The organism is Brevibacterium pigmentatum (assembly GCF_011617465.1).
Classification (GTDB): Bacteria; Actinomycetota; Actinomycetes; order Actinomycetales; family Brevibacteriaceae; genus Brevibacterium; species Brevibacterium pigmentatum.
In genome coordinates this window covers 3,435,806-3,456,667 of record NZ_CP050153.1, presented here as the reverse complement: position 1 = coordinate 3,456,667, position 20,862 = coordinate 3,435,806, and the positions used below count along the sequence as shown (strand labels likewise).

The window sequence follows — 20,862 nt, the reverse complement described above, 5'->3', positions numbered from 1 at the left end:
GATGCAGCGCTTGCACGACGGCCCGAGTGGAGCCGTTGCCTCAGACCGAGTCGCGCAGTCTCAATCCCGCACTGGCGCTTCCGGGCCCGGAGTCCGAGGAGCCTCGGGCGTCCCAGCACCCTCGCCTGCCTCAGGCATCTCCGGCTCGGACATCTCGGCGTCAGCCTCGGGGTCGTCGAAGCTGCGCACCGACCGGCGGAAGCCGCGGGTCAGCACGGCCAGGTAGATGATGCCGATCGCCAGCCACACGAGTCCGCCGATGAGCGCGGTCCCGTGCAGGCTGACCCACAGGACTCCTGTGAGGATCGCGCCGACGGCCGGCATCACGACGTAGCTGAACGCCGACTTGAAGTCCTTGACCTGCTTGGTCCGGAAGGCGTAGTGCGCAATGACCGTGAGGTTGACGAAGGTGAAGGCGATGAGCGCACCGAAGTTGATGAGCGCCGAGATGAGCTCAAGGCTGAATGACATCGCCAGCAGGCACACCGCACCGACGAGCACGATATTGAACACCGGAGTGTGCGTCTTCGGGTTGATGTAGCCGAAGGCCTTGCGCGGCAGCACCCCGTTGCGGCCCATTACGAGCATCATCCGCGACACCGACGCATGCGAAGCCAGCCCCGAGGCGGCGGTCGCAGCGAATGCCGCAGCCACGAAGAACAGCTGGAACACGTGGCCGCCGGTGATCATGCCGATCTCCGGCAGCGGATCGTCGACGATGGTGAACTGCGAATTGTCGGGGAAGAGCAGCTGCGCGAAATAGCCGGCGACGAGGAAGATGAGACCGCCGGCGAGAACGGTGAGCATGATCGCCTTCGGCATGAGGCTGACGTGCTTCGCCTCGTTCGTGTACATCGTCACCGCATCGAAGCCGATGAACGAGAAGCACACGACGGTCGCACCGGTGAGAACCGCGCCGAGGTGGACGCCCTCATGGATGAACGGCTCCGGACTGAAGACGACTCCGGCCCCTTCGCCGGCGTTGAGCTGCATGACGGCGAGCACGCAGAACGTGGCGACGAGCACAACCGCGAAGACGAGGAGGATGCCGTTGATGTTCGCCGTTCCCCGCATCGAGGACAGGACGATGCCGGTCATGACGATCGTATAGACGATGACCCACACCCACGGGGGCGCATCGGGGACCATCGACTCCATGTAGAGCCGAATGATGAGGCAGTTGACCATCGGCAGCAGCAGATAGTCCAGGAGGGAGGTCCACCCGACGAGGAAGCCGAGCCCCGGTGACATCGTCTCCCGCGTATAGGTGTAGGCCGACCCCGCGGTCGGGAAGACCCTGACCATCTTGCCGTAGCTGAAGGCCGTGAAGATCATGACGATGAGAGCCACGAGGTACGCCGCCGGAACTGCTCCGTTCGTCTGTTCGGAGACGATTCCGAATGTGTCGAAGACGACCGTCGGCGTCATATAGCCGAGTCCGAGTCCGACGATGGACCACAGTCCGAGGTTGCGCTTCAGTGAGCCAGAGGCAGCCATATCAATCCTCCCCAATGAGTCTTGCCGCCCGCCGGGCCGTCGACGTCGCCATCGATGACCGGCCCGGAAGTGATGTGCGTCATGATCTTAACGCCCAAGGTACTGAAAACGAAACCATCGCCGAGGATCGGGACGGGTATCAGTGTGAAATCGTGACCTTTCCGATGAATACCGTCAATATCGGCAACGATATCGGTAGTCAGGTCGGGTGGTGCCGTGCCCGGTTATCGAACGAACCGTCAGCGCCGACGCGAAACAGAGTAGATTGCAGTCAACGGACAATGTGGCCCCACGAGAGGTGTGAGAGCAGAATGGCGATCGAAACGCTCAGTTCCCAGCAGTCGGCGGCATGGAAGGATCGAGTCCTGCCGCCGGTCGAACAGGTCGCCGAAGGTGTCTGGGCTCTCCCAGTCCCGATCCCCAACAACCCTCTCGTCTACACCTACTGCTATACCCTCGTCGACGGCTCCGGCGTCGTCCTCATCGACCCGGGCTGGGACGGCAAGGACCAGTACCTGGCGCTCACCTCGGCGCTTAACGACCTCGGCTTCACGGTCGCCGATATCCACGGAATCGCGATCACCCACTATCACCGCGACCATATCGGGCTCGTGCCCGCTCTGCTCGCGAAGAACCCCGACGCCTGGGTCGCCATGCACGGCGAGGATCTGCGCTCGATCAAACGCTTCTACACCAACGCCGTCGACCTCGGCACCGGAGTCGACCCCAACCTCAACATCGCACGTGCCTACGGAGTCCCCGAGGACCGCTGGGCCGAAGTCGAAAGCCTCCAAGTCGGATCGAGCAAGGGCGGGGCGAAGGGCGACTCGATGAACCTGTACCGACAGGCGATGAGCCAGCTGCCCGAGAACATCCACGTCCTCGACGACGGCACCGAACTCCCGCTCGACGAGGGTCGAGTGACGGCTCTGTGGACACCAGGACACACCTACGGACACTCGGCATTCGTCCGCGACGAGGACAAGCTGTTCTTCTCCGGCGACCATGTGCTGCCGACGATCACCCCGAACATCGGCCTCGACTCCGGGGCGATCACGCACAGCCTTGGCGACTACCTGCGCTCGCTGGAGAAGATCGGACAGCTCGACGAGGATGTGGCGGTGCTGCCGGCCCACGGCTTCCGCTTCACCGGACTCCATGATCGCAAGGTCGAACTCGTCGAACACCATCACGAGCGCCTCGGCGAGATCCGCGCCCGCATGGAGGCCACCGACGACCACAGCGTCTACTCGATCGCGGCGGGCCTGCACTGGTCCCGCGGCTTCGAGAGTCTGCACAACTTCAACCTCTTCGCCGCCCTTGCCGAAACCGCCGCGCACATGCATTATCTCGGTATCGACATCGGCGTCGGCTCGCTCGTCGGCAAGGACTGAGCCGCCGCCGGCGGAAGAAGGAGTCACCATGAGCACCGAATTCGTCCCCGCCGCCGAGGTGCGGCCCACGACCTTCGCCGTCCGTGCGAGCGACCACCACGAGCGTGGTCATCGTCGCGGCGAGGAACTCCGCACGGGAATCGCTTCGACCCTGGACGCGTATCGGCGCTATTTCTCGCACCTGTCCATCACCGAGGCGGCTGTGGAGTCCGCGGCAGCGTCGAGTTGGCAGCGGCTGCAGGAATGGTGGCCGACCGGGGCTGAGGAGGTCGAAGCCGTGGCCGCCGGTGCCGGCATCGACGTCACCGTTCTCATGGAGATCGTCGCCCGGACCGAGATCATGACTCAGGCGGCGACCGCACCGACCGAATGTTCGACAGTGAGCCACACCAGCCCGGGGGCCTCCGTGGCTGCGCAGAACTGGGACTGGGCGGCGGACTTCTCCACCCTGTGGCACTTCAATGATGTCGGTTCCGTGCCCGGGCAGCACCGGCACGTGGGCATCGCCGAGTTCGGAATGCTCGGCAAGATCGGTCTCAACGAGGCGGGCGTCGGGGTGCTGCTCAACATCCTCAAGCACGCCGGTGACGAGGCCGGGGGAGTGCCCATCCACATGATCCTCGCCCGAATCCTGGCCGAAGCCAGCACCCTCGCCGAGGCGCTCGAGATCATCGGCTCGGCCCCGACATCATCGTCGTCGATCATCACCGTCATCACCGCCGAGGCGGCCGTCCAGGTGGAGATCGCCGGTGCCCTCAAGCGCGAACGTCGGGCACGGGCAACGTGCCCGGCCGGCGGGGAGACGGGGACGTCCGGGTTCCTCCTCCACACGAACCACTTCCTGCACCCGGATCTGCTCGACGGGGCGCTCGAACTGCGCCCCGATTCGACCTCGCAGGAGCGTTATCGTCACCTCGCCGAGGCGGTCGTGCGCTTCGAAGCCGAACGCGCAGTCGCATCGGACGGCGAGAGAAACGCGCCCGTGACGATCGGGGATCTCACGAAGCTGCTGACGACGGGGCCGGGAGAAGCACCCGTGTGCTGCACTCCGGCGCCCGACGCCGCGTACGGGAATCGTTCGGCGACCCTGGTGAGCGTGCGCATCGATCCGGCGCGCAAACAGATCGACCTCGCTCCCGGCTCGCCGGCCGAAGGCTTGAACGGAAACCGCCGCTTCCAACTCTGAAGCTTCCAACTCTGAATCCGCGGCGGTCCCACGCGTCGGGTCAGTCGGAGCTCTCGGCCGCCTCGGCGGCTTCCTGCTCACGCATCTCGATGACTGCATCGAGGGCGGAGGCGATCGCATCGTCGTCCTCCAGTGCGGCCTGAATGAGTCGCCAGGGCACGAGGTCGAGGTTCTGCTCGCCGATGACGAAGCGGATGAACGGCTGCTTGCTGCGCGGATCATCGGCTTCGAGCCCGGCGCCGTAGCGCCACTGGCCGAAGGCGATGCGGCGCACCGTCTCGCCGATGAATCGCATGGCGCCGGCGGTGAAGGGAGTCTCGTCCTCGGCGATCATGTCGTCGGGGCCGTCATAGCGGACTGCGACCTGCTTGCCCAGGCGGGCGAGGCTCTCCCGGTCGAAGCCCCATGAGCTCGGATCGGCCTGCTCTTGGGTCCAGGCGGCGATGCCCGGTTCAACGGTGCCGATGAAGCGGGAGAGGAATTCGACTTCTTCTTCGCTGGAATTCTCGGCATTGAGCGCGCCGAGCGAGAGTCCCGTGCACTTGCGCCTGGGCTGCCCGTCCCCGCCGAGGAGCTCCCTGGCTTTCTCAAGCACTGCGGTGAACACCTCGGCACTGCGCTGATCGACGGCGGCGAGCACGATGCCCACCAGCGGGATCGGCTCACCGGCGGCCGGACCGTCGGCATTGTCGGGACGGATGAACGGCATCCCGTTGCCCGTCGACTCGTCGTGGTCCCAGGCCCCGCCGATCGCACGCAGATAGGTTTCGCCGAGGTAGCGGATGAGTCCTTCGAAGAAGCGGCGGTGCTCCGGTTTGAGGATCTCCTCGGTGTTCGGGAACTTCGAGAGCACGAAGAGTTCGAGCATCGGCAGTGATTTCGGCCCGAAGTCCTTCGGGAACTTCACGGTCTCCCCGTCCTCCTTCTCGAAGGTCTCGGGGAGGTCGGCGAGGACGAACGCGCCGAGGCGGACGTCCATATTGTTGATGAAAGCAGAGAATTCGCGCTGGAGTTCGTTCACGGGCACCACCTTAGTGCCTCGAACCGATTCGTCGAGCGCGTTCAGGCCTCGTGATAGGGGCAGACTCGTTCAGCCATCGCTGTCGGGGCAGAAGTCGATGAGGTGCATGAGGGCCTCGACGATGAGGGTCGGATCGATGGCGACGTGGTCGTCCATCTTCTTCCCCGCCGCTGCAGTCAGCGCGATCCGGTTGAACACGGAGATGATGACCGTGAGGAAATCGCCGATCGGCTGCTTCGTCGTCGCCCCGGCCACATCGAGGGCCGTGGCCACCAGGGCGGCCAGCCGGTCCAGCTGAGTGGCGTTGAGCTCGACATAGCGGGCGTGGAGGTGCGGCACCCGCAGGCAGTAGAGCTCGATCTCCTGCTCGGTGATCGTCTCGGCGACGGTCTGCTTCTTCTCATTGAAGACATCGTCGATGAATTGTGTCATCAGCGCCTTGATCTCCGGCACCTCGGCAGTGGCCATGAGCTGCTCAGACCACCGCTGGATCGTGTCGTCGAGGCGATCGAGATTCTCCGAGATGCGCATCTCGATGATTGCGAGCACCAGATCGTCACGGCTGGAGAAGTTCGAATAGAACGCCCCGGGGGTCAGGCCTCCGGCCTCGCAGATCTCCTCGATCGAGGCGCCGTCGATGCCGCGGACGGCGAAGACCGAGGTGCCGGCCTGAACGAGGGTGGATCGGGTCTGGCGTCTGCGTGGGCTGAGTTCGTCTGTGTTCATCGTCATTTCGCGGCGGTGGTCCTGTCGGCGGCTGAGCATCCTATGAGAATCTGCACGAATCCTGGGATCCATTTGCATGGATGGTGGGCAGTGCACAACAATACAATACTGTATCCAATACACTTTTGTATCGAGGTTTTCGTGTCAACTTTCCTCTACGCCCTGGGCCGTCGTGCGTATCGGACCCCGTGGCGATTCATCGCCGCGTGGCTGCTGATCTTCGTCCTCGTCGGTGCCGGAGTCGCCGCCTTCGCCAAGGACTTCGACAACGACTTCACGCTCCCGGGCTCGGAGGCGCAGACCGCTCTCGACTCGATGAAGTCGACGTTCCCCGAAGCCGCGGGTGTCTCCGCCTCGGTGATCGTCGTCGCCGACGACGGCGATTCGGTCGAGGACGAGAAGTACAAGGACGCGATCGAAGATGAGATCGAACGCATCGAGGATCTTCCGCATGTCGACACGGTGACCTCCCCGTACTCCGACCTCGTCGAAGGCGCCATCAGCAAGGACGAGACGGCGGCCATGATCTCCGTCCAGTACGACGGGACTCAGCAGGACGTCGGAGAGGACGCCGGCGACAACCTCATCGAGGCCCTCGACCCGCTGCGCGATGCCCTGCCCGGAGCGGAGGTCGAAGGCGGCGGTGAACTCTTCCAGATCACCGGTGTCGAGATCTCCTGGGTCGAAGGCATCGGCGTCGTCATCGCCTTCATCGTCCTCCTGCTCACCCTCGGGTCCTTCCGCGCTGCGGGCATGCCGCTGATCACCGCGCTCATCGGCGTCGGCATCTCCGTGCTGCTCATCGTCGGCGGCACCGCATTCGCGACGATCAACTCCTCGTCGATCATGCTCGCGCTCATGCTCGGCCTCGCCGTGGGCATCGACTATGCGCTCTTCATCGTCTCCCGCGCCCGCGACCTCCTCGCCGAAGGCCACGACCCCATCGAGGCGACCGGACGCGCCGTCGCGACCGCCGGATCCGCCGTCGTGTTCGCGGGCATGACCGTGATGATCGCCCTGTTGGGGCTCTCCCTGGCCGGAATCCCCTTCCTCACGATCATGGGGATCGGCGCCTCCGGCTCCGTCGCCGTGGCCGTGCTGATCTCCCTGACGATGGTCCCCGCCCTGCTGGGACTCGTGAAGTCCAAGATCACCCCGAAGCCGACGAAGCGCTACCGGAAGGCCTACGCCGCGGCCGCTCAGCGGGCGACGGCGGGCACGGCCGCCTCGGCGACGGGATCATCGACCTCCACCGAGGCGGTTGAGAGCTCCGCATCCACCCCCGCCGAGGTGACCGACCCGGCACTGCGGGAGAAGATCGCCGACGAGGCGCGCGCCGAGGGCGGCGATCCGTGCCCGCCGACGATCATGAACAAGTTCTTCGCCGGATGGCTGAAGGTCGTCACGAAGATCCCGCTTCTGACCATCGTCGTCATCGTCGGCGGACTCGCGCTCTTCGCGATCCCCGCCGCTCAGCTCCAGCTGTCCCTGCCCACCGCGGGTGACCAGGAGCAGGGCACCCCGGCGCGGGCGACCTACGACCTCATCGACGAACACTTCGGACCCGGCTACAACGGGCCTCTGGTCATGACCAGCCAGATCGTGACCAGCGATGATCCGCTCGGTGACGTCGAGGAGATCGAGGAGCGCATCGAGACGGTCGACGGCGTCGAACAGGTCATCATGGCCACCCCGAACCGGGATGCCACCGTCGGGCTCTTCCAGATCATTCCGACCACCGCCTCCGACGACCCGGCGACCCTCGACACGGTTGACCGGCTGCGGGACCTGAGCACGGAGATCGAGGACGACTTCGACTTCGACACCGCCGTCACCGGTGCCACTGCGATCCAGATCGACGTCTCCGACCAGCTCGGCAAGGCTCTGCTGCCCTTCGGCATCTTCGTCGTCGGACTCTCCATCATCCTGCTCATGATGGTCTTCCGATCCGTCGCGGTGCCGATCAAGGCCACCGGCGGCTTCCTCCTGTCCGTATTCGCCTCCTTCGGCACGGTCGTCCTCGTCTTCCACGAAGGACTCTTCGCCGCGCCCTTGGGCATCGACGGGACGGGACCGGTCATCAGCTTCCTGCCGATCATCGTCATGGGCATCCTCTTCGGCCTGGCCATGGACTACGAGGTGTTCCTTGTCTCCGGCATGCGCGAAGCCTATGTCCACGGGGCCTCGGCCAAGGAGGCCATCAGAGCCGGCTTCGCCTCATCGGCCCGCGTCGTCTCGGCCGCGGCGATCATCATGTTCTCCGTCTTCGCGGCCTTCGTGCCCGCCGGCGAACCGATCATCAAATCGATCGCGCTCGCCCTGGCGTCGGGCATCTTCGTCGACGCCTTCCTCGTGCGCATGTCGCTGGTGCCGGCGATCATGCAGCTGCTCGGCGACAAGGCCTGGTGGCTGCCGAAGAGGCTCGACAGGATCCTGCCGCGACTCGACGTCGAAGGCGAGGGCCTCGCCCACGAGGTGGCCCTGCGCGACTGGCCGGAACCGAACTCCGACTACCGCGTCTACGGTCGCGGCATCGGCGTGTACTCCGGCGACCGCGGCTTCGCCCGCGTCGACATCTCCCTTCTGCCCGGCCAGATCCTCGTCGCCAGCGGTGCCGCCCGTCGGGCCCTCCTGCTGGCCGTCTCCGGTCGTGTCGGACTCACGGCTGGTGAGATGAAGATCGGCCAGCAGGTCCTGCCCGAGCACGCCGGACGGGTCCGTCGCCAGGTTCCCTATCTCGACCTCAGTCGGAGTGAAGCCGACCAGGCGATCAGTCCACGTGACATCTCTCGGATGGCCGCCTCGGCGCCGGACCTGCTCGTCATCGACGGAGCGGAGAAGCTCGCGACAGGAGCACGGGACTCGGCCGGACCGGCACGGGACCTGCGCGACCTCCTGCCGCAGCTCGTCGCCGACGGCACGACGGTCATCCTCGGCATGCCCGACGCGGATGTGACCGGGATCTTCAGCCCCGAAACGAACTACTTCCACCTCGACCTCGACGAGGCTCGACCCGATGAGCGAGGCGGAACCGACAGCGAATCAGACGGCGAACACACCCACGCCGTCGACAGCACCAACATGGAAGGTGTGCAGTCGTGAGACTCGAACGTGCGAACTCGAAGAAGCCGGTGAATTGGCTCTCCCTCCTCGGGCTGGTCCTCATCCCGATCATCGTGGCGGCCGGATTCATCCTCGCCACGTGGAAGAGCGGCGACCGTCTCGAGACCATCGAAGCCGCCATCGTCAACAACGACGACGGAGCGAAGGTCGACGGCAAGACCGTGCCGATCGGGCGACAGCTGACCAGCGGTCTGGTCGGCGAAGACGAGAGCAACATCCACTGGGTCATCACCGACGAGGAGGATGCGCAGAACGGGCTGTCCGACGGCAGGTACGCCGCGAAGCTGACGATCCCCGAAGGCTTCTCCCGCGCTGTGACCTCGGTCGACGATGCGAAGTCGGCGACGCAGACGCAGCTCGACGTCGACGTGTCCGGGACCGCGCCCGCGCTGGATACGCAGATCTCCCGATCGGTCGCCGAGGTGGCTCGGACGACCTTCAACACACAGATGACCGAGACCTACCTCGACAACATCTACGTCGGCTTCAACAAGATGGGCGAGCAGATGAAGGACCTCGGCGACGCTGCCGGGGAGCTCGACAAGGGCGCCGAAGGCCTCAAGGAAGGCACCAGCCAGTCGGCTGAGGGCGCCGGCGAACTGTCGAAGGGCATGAAGCAGCTCGGCGACAATGGCGGTGAGCTCAAGTCCGGAGCCACGGAGCTGTCGAAGGGTGCCGGCGAACTGTCCAAGGGCGCCTCGCAGATGTCCGGCGGCCTGAACGAACTCGACAAGCAGACATCGAAGCTGCCCGAGAGCACGCAGAAGTTGGCCGACGGTTCCGGTGAGCTCTCCGACGGTGTGAACGAGTACACGAAGTCCATCGACGAGATCATCAAGGGCTTCGCCGGATCCGGTGACTCGGGTGAAGGCGGCCTCGGTGACATCACGAAGGGAGGCAAGGAGCTCGAGAAGGGCGCCGAGGGCGTGTCCACAGGTGCGTCCGGTCTCTCCGATGGACTGCACCAGTATCAGGACGGACTGAAAGACGGCGCCGACAAGGCCGATCAGCTGGCCGGGACGAAGCCGGATCTCGACGCGCTCGTGGCTGCCGGCATCATGACCGCCGCCGAGGCGGAGCAGGCACGGGCCGAGATGTGCCCGACCGGCACTCCGGACGAGGTCTGCAAGGGTATTGAACAGGCCTACGCTCAGGGACTGCTCAACGGCACCTCGGGCGGTCTGAATCAGGCTGCCGACGGGCTCGACGAGAAGGACCCGAACACCGGAAAGTCCCTCCTCGGCGGTTCCGATGAACTCGCCAAGGGCGCATCGCAGCTTTCCGACGGTGTGACCAAGTTCGTCAAGGGACTCGAAGACGGCCTCGGTGACCTGATGACGGGCATGGAGGACATCTCGAAGAATGCTCCGAAGCTGCTCGAGGCCTCGAAGGGACTGCGCGACGGAGCCGCCGGAGTCGCCGACGGCAACCAGCAGCTCGCCGACGGTATGCCGGCCCTGTCCAAGGGTATCGGCAAGGTCGCAGACGGCTCCTCCGAACTCTCCGACGGTGCCGGGCAGCTCAGTGATGGACTGGACGAATACAGCATCGGTGTCGGCAAGTACACCGACGGTGTCTCCGAAGCCGCGACCGGCACCTCCGAACTGGCGGCCGGCCTGGACAAGCTCGATGAGGGCACAGGCAAGTACGCGAAGGGCGTGAGCAAGTTCGCCGACGGTGTCCAGGACGGCGCGGACGAAGTGCCGTCCTACACGACTCCGGAGCGTGACCGCCTGGCCAAGGTCGCCTCGGCGAATATCGAATCCCCTGACACGGACAATGTCACGGATGTGCTGGCGGGATCGACGATCGCGCTGCTGATCATACTCGCACTGTGGATCGGCGGACTCGTCACCTACACGGTGCTCAAGCCGATCCCGGCGTGGGCTCTGCTCTCGACGAAGTCCTCGTTCGCCGTCTGGGCGCGCGGACTGCTGCCCGGCCTCGTCGTCGGCGTGCTGCAGGCGCTTGTGCTCTCGATCCTCGCGGTCACCGTGATGGACATCGACGCGATCCAAGGCTTCGACATCGCGGTGCTCACGTTCGTCTCAGCGATCGTGTTCATGATCTTGAACTTCGCCCTCGTGGCGTGGTTCGGGGGAGTGGGCAGGTTCCTCTCGGTCATCGCCGTCGTGCTGGCCGTGGCGGGTCGGACGATCGGAGCGGTGCCGCAGTTCTTCGACTTCGTGGCGCCGATCCTGCCGCTGACTCCGTCGATGAACGGCTTCGCAGCGATCGCCGCGGGCACCACCGGGCAGGCCGCCGCCTACGGAGGGCTGCTGGCCTGGGCGGTCATCGGCATCGTGATGTCGCTGCTGGCCATCGTGCGGGCACGGACCACGAAGCCCGAAGCCGCCCTCGAAATGGCGTAAGCGTCGGGGCGGTGCTCCGGGGCGCCGTCTAGGACGGCCCTGGGGCGTCGCACCGTGGCACGTCTGCGAACAGCATAGTTTAAGGCGAACAGCACCTGTTTGAACAGGGGCTAATCGCCTTAAACCGTGCTGTTAGCGTCAGTGGGCTGAGGAAGGCTGTTTTGGTCTCGTCTTCTCTGGACGGGACACTTTCCTCGGTGAGCAGTTCAGAGGAAGGTGTACCTATTGCGCCCCCGAGGCGCGGGGCGAGTCTGCGAACAGCACAGTTTGAGGTGAATAGCTCTTGTTTGAAACAGGGCTGTTCACCTTAAACGGGGTAGTTCGCGTTCGGTGCTGGGCGACTGGCGCCGGGCAAGAGCCTGCGGGCTTCAGAGGAGGTCGAGGATCGCCTCGGCGGCGGCGTGCGAGTCGTTGAGCGTGGCCGCATCGGTGCCCGGATTCGCGGCGATTGCCAGACCCCACTGCTTCGACGACAACTGGATCGACAGCGCGAATCGGCGCGGGTGGACGTTGCCCTCGACATCGATCGTGCGATAGGGCCGAGGCGTGAGTGCGAGTCCGTTGAGGAACTTCTCCCGACCGTCGTCCAAGGTCAGACGGGCCGCAGTGAGCTGACCTCGCTCTAACATCCCGTACAGCAGAACGTCCGCTGCCCGCGAGACGGAGTTCGTCGGGGATGCGGCATCGATGACGACACTGCCCGTGATCTCGCCGGCGGCCTGCGCCGAGGTGACCGTGAAGATCTCCGGTCGCGGTGCCTGAGCCCCGTTGACGGGCGCATCCGCATTCGCCCCGGACACCTCTTCCGCACCGGTCGCATACGCTTTCGCCGCGGACACTGTGCCGGCGTCTGCCGCAGTCGCGTCGAGTGCGGCCTGGTTCTCTTCGATGCGCATATCGGGGCCGATGAAGGACACGATTCCCGCCTCGGCGAGGGCGATGAGTTCGGCGATCCGCTGCGGGGGAGGCCCATCGCAGATGCCCGAGACGAAGCCCTCGAACCAGCCGAGGATCTCCATGTCGATGCTCACCCGGTCGATGTGACCGGCGACGATGAGCTCCTTGAGCAGCAGCCGTGACTGCCACAGCACGGTGAAGAGTGCCTTCTCCGGGCTGCCGGTGGGACCCGCCAGGGAGCTGCGCAGGTCGGTGCGCAGGAAGTCGAGCATCCACTCGTGCAGGGAACCCTGCTCGCCGGGTTCACGGCTGGTGAAGAGCTCGCCTTCGAGCGGGTTGAGCAGAGTGTGCAGAGACATGCGATCGGCGGGATCGGGCACGAGCGCCTCTTCGACCTCCGACCAGGCGAAAGCCTCGCGGGTGACGCGGCCTTGGCGGGCAGCCTCCTCGGTGGTCGTGGCACTGGCCTCGGCACGAGCGGTCGCCGCCCCACTGGCCTCGGCACGAGCAGTCGCGGCAGTACGAGCCCCGGCCGTAGCGACGTCGCCCGCCGACTGCGGGTGGGTCTCCTGCCAGGTGCGCCGGGTCAGGTGGCGCGAGACCGCCTCGCTGATGGCCTCGCGCAGCTGACCGGGATCATCGGCGAACGCTTCGGGGCGGACCTGGGAGAGCGTGTGATAGTACGCCAGGCGCAGGTCTGCGAGGATGAGCGGCCACACCTGATCATTGAACCGGGCACCGGCCTTGCGCTCCCCGTCGAGGTCGTCGAGGCCGGCGAGGAGCGCGATGTTGTCCTTCGTGAAGAACCGCAGCGGCCAGTCCCTGCGCGGATGCTCGTGACAGATCGGTTTGCTGCGGTACGGGATTCCGCGCCGCGAACCCAGCGTCAGCCGCGGTTCGTCACCGCTGGGCATATAGCTCAGCTGGCCGCCGGTCTCGGGGACAAAGCGGCCACCGCGCTCATGAGTGAACAGGGTCTGCAGGTCGAAGTAGTTGAGCCCCATTCCACGGACGATGACCCGCTCACCGGGGGCCACCTCGGCGACGGGGGTTTCTGCGGGCAGACCCTGCGGCAGGTAGAGCCCGCCGTTGCGCTCGGCGAACGCGGCCAGGCGGGCGCGCTCCTCGGGCTGGGCGCTGGGAATGTGGCCGACGGCGAGCACGACTGCGCTGGCGACGATCGTCGTGCCGTTCTGGCAACGCACGAGCTGCTCGGGAACTGTGGCCCGCGATCCCTCAGGAACCGGCTGGGGGAGGTCCATGGTGGGCAGGTCGATGACGGATTCTGCCTTCGTCGGGTGCTCGACGATCTCGATGAAGTCCGGTGCGCCCGCGCGGATGCGACGATACGCATCGCGGAGGTAACGGCCGTAGAGGCTGCGGCTCGGGAAGGTCGAGTCGAGAGGCTCGGTGCCGCCGTCGGCGACGTACCACTCGGCCATGGACGGGCCGGTCGGCACGTCGTCAGGACCGAGGAATGTGCAGCTGGAGTCCGGGAAGACGGTCTGCTCGGCGATGGTGGTGTTCATCAGCAGCGACTCGGGTTGGTCGGTGCGCCACACGATTCCCGCACCGGGCGGGTACGGGTCGATGAGGTGGATGGTCAGCGCAGTCTCGGCAGCGCCGGCGAAGCGCTTCGCCGCCAGCGCCACGAGCCTCTCCAGAACGGTGAGACCCCGCGGTCCGACACCGATGATCGCGACCGCGGGGACAGGAGTCTGTGGAGCCTGGCTCACCCCTGCTCGCCGGTTCCGCCGTCGGGTCCGGGGTAGCCGGGGAAGTCGTCACCGGGCTTGAAGCCCTTCGGGTAGCACTTGCCTTCGGCGTTGGGCTCACCCGGCGTTGTCGCTTCGGTGGCGTCCGCCTCGGCGCCGGCTTCATCGGTGGATCCGTCCGCGGAATCGGCCGGTTCCTCGGTGGCGGTGTCTTCTGTGCTGTCCGCGGTCGACTCCGCGCTGTCCTCGGATTCCTGGGACTTGCTGCCGTCGTTCGTCGGCTTCGGGGTCTCCTCGCCGTCGGATGCGCCCTTGACCTCGCCGAGGATCCACTTGTGGAGGACGTCGAAGTCGGGATCGTAGGTGGGAGTGACGTCGTTGTTGATCTGGACCGTGGTGACGTCGCCCTTCTGCATCATGAGAGCGAGCTCGATGAAGGCCGGGATCTCGTTCTGCGGGATCGAGGTGGCGATGTTCCGCGTCGCCGAGTTCGCGAGCTTCGGATAGGCCGTGGCGATCTCCTGCGGGTCGACCTGTTCGAGCGTGGTCTTGAGCATGCGCTGCTGACGGCACATGCGATCGTAGTTGTCGCTGCCTTCACGAGAGCGGACGTACCACAGTGCGTCCTTGCCCTTGAGCGTCTGCGGGCCGGGATCGACCCAACCGTAGACCTCGTTCTTCACGCCCGACAGCGACGTTCCGCCGCCCATCGGGATCGGGCGTTCGACGTCGATCTTGACTCCGCCGATGGCGTCCACGACGTCTTCGAATCCGGCCATGTCGACCGCGGCCCAATAGTCGAGTTTGAGCCCCAATGAGCCTTCGACTGCCTGCATCGTCGTCCACATTCCCGGTTCGAGTCCGTGCCGGTTGCCGATCTGGTCGGGGTTCTGTTCGCCCCACTGCCACACGGCATTGATGAGGTCCTGCGAAGGGTCGCCGGAGGGGCGGAATCCGTCGGGCCAGGCCTTTTCGAGTTCGCTGCCTTCGGGGAAGACCGGGAACGCGAGATTGCGGGGGACGGAGATGAGCGCGGCGTTGCCGGTCTTCGTGTCGATGGAGGCCACGAGCATTGTGTCCGGGCGAGTGCCTTCCCGGTCGTCGCCGTTGTCGCGGCCCATGAGGAAGACGTTGATATAGGGCTTGTCGGCCCAGAGTTCCTCGGCGCTGTGGGCCTTGCCGGTGCTGTCGCCGAAGAGGCTGGCCACCGTGTCGGACTGCACGCGGGCGAAGACCGATCCGACGCCCAGCGGGATGCCGATGATGAGCGCCAGCGAGACGACGAGGACGCCGGCCATCTTGTTCTGCCAGGGCCGGTATCGGTGCCCGCGGCGCAGCCCGAGGTGGGACACGACCATCACGAGGATCCAGATCACGGCCACGAGCACGGCGGCGATGGCGAGGAAGTTCAGCAGAGACTGGCTGGCGACGATCGTGGCAACCGCGCGCACCGGTCCCTTGACCAGCAGGTAGATGAGCCCGACGAGCAGAATGAGGACGAAGAGACCGAACACGATGAGTCCGGCGGGCCGGAAGCGTGTGCGCAGCAGTCCGACTCCGGGCAGAAGGGTGCTCAGCGAAGTCCAGCCGACGAGGCTGGGGAACGACTCGCCGAGGCGGGAGGAATGACGGCGGGACCGTCCCGGTTCGTGACCGGTCGAACTCTCGTCGTCGGCAGAGTCAGCTTTGCGAGATGCTCTCGCGGCAGACGACTTGCCGGCGGCCGCCGCGCTTCCTGCGCCGACAGCTGCTGCGGCCGCGGCGCCTCGTGCTGCCCGTGCGCCGGAGGTCTTCTTCCGGCCCCGGCCGCGGGATTCGGCCGAGTGCCGTTCGCGGGCATCGCGGCGAGTAGTCGGAGCGGAATCTCCGTCGACGTCGTCGTCCGCATGGTTGGAGTCACGATAGTCGGGGTCGTGGCGGTCGGAGATGCGGGAATCCCTCGCCGAGGCGGCCGATTCGTCCCGTGCGAATGTGCGCGGCGCATCGTGGGCAGATCCGTGCCGGGGGCCGACGACTGGGTTGTCCTGTGTGTTCGAGCTTGCTGCCGCGGCGACTCCGGCCGCTGAGGCTCCGCTGGCGGCCGCAGCGCGCAGCATCCGGGCTTCGCGGCGAGTGCGCGGAGCTACCGGGCGTGGCGGCGGGGCGTGCGGAGACCTGGCCGACGATCCGTTTCCGCGGGGGCTGTCGCCGAGTCGGTTATCCGACGGGTCGGCGGATGTGCGAGAGCGCGAGCGGAACGAGTAGTCGGATCGTGGATCAGAGGACCGCTCGGAGTTCTGGTCGGAGTTCGTGCGGGACCGGCGAGGGTTCACCGCCGAGGTCGGCAGCTGCTGCGAGTCTCGACGCTGGGAGCCGAAGCCTTGAGGCTGCGAGGGCCGTGAGTTCTGCTGCGGCGAATTCGACTGCGGTGAGTTCGACTGCGGTGTCGAGTCGCTTTCACTGGCGACGGTGTCGCCGCGGAACCGGGGGCGAGCGGAGGCCCGGAGCCGACGACCTGTTGTCTGGGAATCGGGGTCGCTCCCATGCGGTCTGCGCTTGTCAGGGGGAAACTCCGGCAAGTTGTCTACTCCTCAAAAACTGTCTACTCGTGCAGTACGGCCCGCTCGCCGTTCTCATTTCCGGCGCAGGGCACACCGCGGCATTCGGTTCTCCGACCGGTGTTCCTGCGAAGATCTGAGACCAGACCGCAAAGCACATCATGCCGATTTTACGCCTGGACATTGATGAATGCTGGAATTCCGGTGTGGGGGAGCGGTACAAAGGGGACGTTCGGCCCGGATTCGTGCCCGTCATGGGTCGACTCGACTATGACGAAGCCCACTCTCCACGGTTGCGCTTTGCCCTGGATGGCTCCTTTCCCTTAGGCTGTATCCCGTAGTGCTGGAGGGTCTGTCGGTATGCATTTCGCCGAAGCAGATCGCAGCATTGCGGATGGAGTCGTGGCTGAGCGGCCGAAAGCGTCACCCTGCTAAGGTGAAGTCCTCCAATAGGGGGACCGTGGGTTCAAATCCCACCGGCTCCGCAGAACGGGTAGCCCCCGCGTACCGCTAGAACAAGCGGAACGCGGGGGTTTCCTCATTCCCGGATTGTGCCCGTTGGGCACATTTTGGGCACAATCTACTTCAACGCGGACAATCGTGCCGCCTCCATAGCATCGGCCACGAGGTCGAGATCCGAGTCGAACAGATCGCTGTACACATCCAGCGTCATCGCCGCCGACTTGTGCCCGAGCATCCGCTGCACCGCCTTCACGTGCGCCCCGGACTGCACAGCCAACGACGCCGCCGTGTGCCGCAGATCGTGCGGAGTCACCTCGGGGATGCCGGCCTCGAGCACTGCCGTCCGCCACCACGACCGCTTCGACGTCGACGCACGCGGCGACCGACGATAGTTGCCCTTCGCATCGGGGAACGCGATCCCCGGCCACTTGATGCCTTTGAGCTCATCGGCGAGGAACTTCGGCAGTGGCACATTCCGCAGCTCGTGCGTCTTCGGCGTCCCCAACACAACGCGAGACCCCACCTGCACAGCGTTCCGGTTCACCGAGATCCTCCGACCGACCGGATCAATGTCGGGACCGTGCAGGCCGGCGAGCTCACCCCACCGTAGACCGGTGTAGGCGAGGACGTTCACGATCACACCCAGATCACCCGCGGCGCCCGCGAACGCCGCCACCTGCTCGTGAGACAAGTACAGGCGCGGCTTCTGATCCTTCCTCGGCAGAGCCACCTTCCCGACGTTGTTCGCCACAATCAGCCGCTTCGCCACCGCGTCATCGAGGATCCCGTTGAGGATCGTCACGCACCGCGAAGCCACCGACCGCGACCGACCCATACCCGACACCCAGTCCTCAACATCGACACGGTTCACATCCGCGATCGCAGTCTGCCCCCACCGCGGCTCCACGTGCGTCCACCACGTCGACCGCATCGTGTAGTCGTACGACTCTTTCCAGTCCGACTGCCGGCGAATCCACGCGAGACCCAGATCCCCGACCTTCGCCCGGCCCAGAGCCTCGGGAATGAACGTGCCCTGCAGCTTCGACACCTCAACAGTCGACGCGAAGTCGCCGGCTTCGCGCTTCGTCGTGAACCCGCGCTTCTTCGTCTGCTTCCCGTCCGGCTTCCGATACCGCACCATGTACCGACGCCCACCAGACGTCTCATACGCAATCACCTGCGCCATGGTCAGCCCTTCCATGCACCACGAGGATGCGGTTAGTCGGCGCCGCGCTCCCTGGCGCTCGCCTTGAGTTGTTCTGCTGTGTGTCGTTCGTCGGGGGAGAGGTTGTCGAGCCGGTCGTAGAGGACTGCTGGCGTCACCCATAGGCTCTCGGCCCACTCCTCGACGCTCAGCGCTGCCTTCCACGCCCGAAAAAGCCAATGGGCGGGGATCAGTCGCTCTGCGGTGATCTGTCGCACCTGCGCCTCGATTCGAGCGTCCTGGCGGCAAGTGTCGCCGTACTCGAGGTGGATCAGTTCGTGCTGCAGGGCGCACCGTCGTTCGACCTGCAGCAGGTTCTTGGCCATCCAGATGATGTTCCGGCCGTTGGTGACAGCATGGACGGGAGGGGGAAGGTCATCTCGCCACGAGACGGCAACAGTGTCGAGCTCGCGCAACGCCTTCCACGGGTGTGGAAACACGCTCATGCATTAGGACATTAGTTCGAATCGAACCGCTAGTCGACTCGGTCTCATCACCTAATGGCTAGGGGGACGGTACCTGGTCGTCGTCGAGAGCTTTGAATGTATCTTCAATGGCTCTACGGGACATTACTTGGTGGCCACGATACGGCGGGTCAACGCTTTCGTATGCATTGATCCAGCTGTCGTGTTCATGGGTCATTTCGGCCAGCTCGAACCCGTTGAAGGGGTCATAGAAATCGAAGACGTCTTCTATGTTCAGGCGCTCGCGTTTCGTGAGGCGAGATGAGTCTCCAATGTCGCCGTCAGTGTCCAGATCGTAGGTTGCTTGGCGTCGGTGGAGTGGATAGATGGCGGTTGCGACCGGGCCGTACTTCCAGGCTTCAAACTCCGAGTGGAAGAGGGCGTCTTCTTCCCAGGCCAGGTTCCATCCCTGGGTGAAATAAAGAAGCTTTTGCAGCTTCATTGTCGGAATGCGACGTCCTGAGAGTTCCACGATGTATTGGGCGACGTCTCTTACATCAGCCATGGCGTCCTCCTGTTCCGCTGAGTCTACAATGATTGCGGTCATTTCCTAGGGCTACTTTGTAAAAGTGCATGTGGGTTAGCGTGTCCTGTGCGGCCCGCGTTCCCTCGTGTTCTTCCGTTTCAGGCGGGTTATCGCGATACCTAAGATCAGAGAACCGACACGAGCTACTGCAACATCGTCTGGATTGATAGTGCCCCGCCGAGAAGCATCGATGGTCAATAAGCCGATTGGCTGTCCATCGCTAGCGACAGGAGTATTCAAGAACGTCTCATAATTATCATTGCGTTCAACGGCGGGATCACTCTTTCGCGTGTTCGAGACTAGTCGAGGTTCACCAGAATCCAGGGCCTCGAAATTGGCCTTGGACACTGGGTCATCGTCATCCTCGACGTACTGCTTATGCTTGGGCGCATCTGTTCTGCCTCTGTACTGGCCGTCCCAAGTTAGAACGCGCCTGGGCTCTGCATCAAGTGAGTCGCTGGTGTCTGAATCTTCGTCTGCGGATTCTCCCTCAATGAAGTCGAGATCATAGAAGCACGCACGCGTAGCTTCGGCGTCGATGGTGTCTTTGAGAAAGTCAATGGTGCGGTCTTTCAGGCTACGGGCGTGTTCCTTGGATTGAGATCCTGTCACGTCCTCGATCGCTTTAATGGCTGGCATTAGGTGCTCGGCGAAATGTTTGCGAGCACGCTGGGACGCCCGCCGGAGTTGCCACTTCTGAAGGAGGTTTGAAGTCAGGGAAAAGACTGCACTCAGGCCCAGCACAATAAGTGCGACAACTACCCATGTCGAACTCACGAAGAACTGGAGAATCGGAGGCGCCTTCGCCAGGCTGTTGACATACATCAGTCCCATTGATACGCCGGAGCAAACTGTATTGCCAGCGACGAGTAGGCGACTTTCCAACAGGGATTTGCCGAGTTGCCGCCACCTCATTCGTCATCACCGGAGTCATTGAGATTGCCCGGCTCGTAGGCAGCATGTTTCATGATCTCGTCGATCGACGCCTCATCCGCTTTTGACTGTGTGGTTCTGATCGATTCGAACTTTCCGTCCGAAGCGCGCCGTCGAGACTGCTTGCTACCCGTAGTTGGGGAGCGAGTGTCGATTCCATCTGACTTGATAGGGCGCACGTTGTCCCCGCTGCCGTCGTTAATGGATTCGTGGTCGAGGTCTCCGCGGGCTCGGCCTCCGAACGCGCCGAGCCCGTCGTCTTCTCCTGTGACCGGCGTCCCGCCGGCGTCTGTATGTGGGGCGGCTTTTCCATCGCCATCACCTGCTTCCTTCATCGCTGTGATCGCGGCAAGAAGAATGCGCTTGTCCCTGGCTGAGATCTCCACGTCGTTCTCGATCGCCTCGGCGGCCCCGGTGGTGTTGCGTTCGGGGTACTCGAGGTTCGTTGATCGGATCGCTGCTTCGACTACGACGCGCTCTGGAACCTGGATGAGGATCGCGAGGTTCTTGAGTGTAGCCGTGCTGATCTGCTGCGGGGACTTCGTTTTCAAATTGCCGATAGTTGTCTTCGTGAGACCGTCAAAACCGAGCTCGCCGGCACGTCGCTCAAGGGCGCGGTTGGACCATTGACGGTCCTGCTGTGCTCCGGCGATGAGTCGGCCGAGCGGGGTCAGTTCAGTGCTCACGGATCACATCTTTCTAGGGCTTATGACGGTCGGCAACACGCCCGGTCACCGGCTGGGCAATTCGAGTGGACACCAGAAAGTCTAGATGTTTCGGGGACACGACGGGCGAGAGCACGCGG

The 20,862-nt window shown here is 64.6% G+C and carries 14 protein-coding genes and 1 tRNA gene; 5 read left to right on the top strand and 10 right to left on the bottom strand.

The features are described 5' to 3' along the window. Positions 1-60: 60 nt before the first annotated feature. Complete coding sequence (locus GUY30_RS15765) at positions 61-1,497, bottom strand: APC family permease (protein ID WP_167199633.1); 1,437 nt, start codon at positions 1,495-1,497, stop codon at positions 61-63. 311 nt (positions 1,498-1,808) lie between these two features. Here GUY30_RS15765 and GUY30_RS15760 point away from each other — a divergent pair, with 311 nt between their 5' ends. Both GUY30_RS15760 and GUY30_RS15755 read left to right on the top strand, forming a co-directional pair. After that, positions 1,809-2,891, top strand: coding sequence for an MBL fold metallo-hydrolase (locus GUY30_RS15760; protein ID WP_167199630.1), 1,083 nt, complete (start codon positions 1,809-1,811; stop codon positions 2,889-2,891). Between the two features lie 28 nt (positions 2,892-2,919). Then, complete coding sequence (locus tag GUY30_RS15755) at positions 2,920-4,077, top strand: C45 family autoproteolytic acyltransferase/hydrolase (RefSeq protein WP_167199627.1); 1,158 nt, start codon at positions 2,920-2,922, stop codon at positions 4,075-4,077. Positions 4,078-4,117: 40 nt separating this feature from the next. On the opposite strand, the gene GUY30_RS15750 is transcribed toward GUY30_RS15755, so the two are convergent. Beyond that, a complete protein-coding gene (locus GUY30_RS15750) occupies positions 4,118-5,098 on the bottom strand; it encodes a hypothetical protein (RefSeq protein WP_167199624.1) in 981 nt (326 codons plus the stop codon). A 69-nt stretch (positions 5,099-5,167) separates the two neighbouring features. Further along, entirely contained in the window at positions 5,168-5,830 is a 663-nt protein-coding gene (locus GUY30_RS15745) for a TetR/AcrR family transcriptional regulator (protein ID WP_228281453.1), read from the bottom strand. Positions 5,831-5,965: 135 nt separating this feature from the next. Between GUY30_RS15745 and GUY30_RS15740 the strand changes: the two genes are divergently transcribed. Next, positions 5,966-8,926 carry an MMPL family transporter gene (locus tag GUY30_RS15740; RefSeq protein ID WP_167199621.1) on the top strand — a complete coding sequence of 987 codons (2,961 nt, stop codon included), beginning with the start codon at positions 5,966-5,968 and terminating at the stop codon, positions 8,924-8,926. Beyond that, positions 8,923-11,319, top strand: a complete 2,397-nt coding sequence (locus tag GUY30_RS15735; protein WP_167199618.1) for a YhgE/Pip family protein — start codon at positions 8,923-8,925, stop codon at positions 11,317-11,319. The genes GUY30_RS15740 and GUY30_RS15735 overlap by 4 nt, the downstream gene beginning before the upstream one ends. 368 nt (positions 11,320-11,687) lie before the next feature. On the opposite strand, the gene GUY30_RS15730 is transcribed toward GUY30_RS15735, so the two are convergent. Beyond that, complete coding sequence (locus tag GUY30_RS15730) at positions 11,688-13,952, bottom strand: FAD/NAD(P)-binding protein (RefSeq protein WP_167199615.1); 2,265 nt, start codon at positions 13,950-13,952, stop codon at positions 11,688-11,690. Then, positions 13,949-16,489, bottom strand: a complete 2,541-nt coding sequence (locus GUY30_RS15725; protein ID WP_228281452.1) for an LCP family glycopolymer transferase — start codon at positions 16,487-16,489, stop codon at positions 13,949-13,951. The genes GUY30_RS15730 and GUY30_RS15725 overlap by 4 nt, the downstream gene beginning before the upstream one ends. Positions 16,490-16,864: 375 nt before the next feature. Between GUY30_RS15725 and GUY30_RS15720 the strand changes: the two genes are divergently transcribed. Beyond that, positions 16,865-16,953 (top strand) — tRNA-Ser (locus GUY30_RS15720). Positions 16,954-17,048: 95 nt separating this feature from the next. Here GUY30_RS15720 and GUY30_RS15715 read toward each other — a convergent pair. The 5 genes from GUY30_RS15715 to GUY30_RS15695 all read right to left on the bottom strand — a co-directional run bounded on the left by GUY30_RS15715 (position 17,049) and on the right by GUY30_RS15695 (position 20,743). Continuing rightward, positions 17,049-18,116, bottom strand: coding sequence for a site-specific integrase (locus tag GUY30_RS15715; RefSeq protein WP_167199612.1), 1,068 nt, complete (start codon positions 18,114-18,116; stop codon positions 17,049-17,051). 32 nt (positions 18,117-18,148) lie between these two features. After that, positions 18,149-18,580, bottom strand: a complete 432-nt coding sequence (locus GUY30_RS15710) for an ImmA/IrrE family metallo-endopeptidase (RefSeq protein WP_167199609.1) — start codon at positions 18,578-18,580, stop codon at positions 18,149-18,151. 58 nt (positions 18,581-18,638) lie between these two features. Then, complete coding sequence (locus GUY30_RS15705; RefSeq protein WP_167199606.1) at positions 18,639-19,145, bottom strand: Panacea domain-containing protein; 507 nt, start codon at positions 19,143-19,145, stop codon at positions 18,639-18,641. A 33-nt stretch (positions 19,146-19,178) separates the two neighbouring features. After that, on the bottom strand, positions 19,179-19,949 hold the full coding sequence (locus GUY30_RS15700) for a GAF domain-containing protein (RefSeq protein WP_167199603.1): 771 nt from the start codon (positions 19,947-19,949) through the stop codon (positions 19,179-19,181). 86 nt (positions 19,950-20,035) lie between these two features. Continuing rightward, a complete protein-coding gene (locus GUY30_RS15695; RefSeq protein ID WP_167199600.1) occupies positions 20,036-20,743 on the bottom strand; it encodes a hypothetical protein in 708 nt (235 codons plus the stop codon). Positions 20,744-20,862 lie beyond the last annotated feature (119 nt).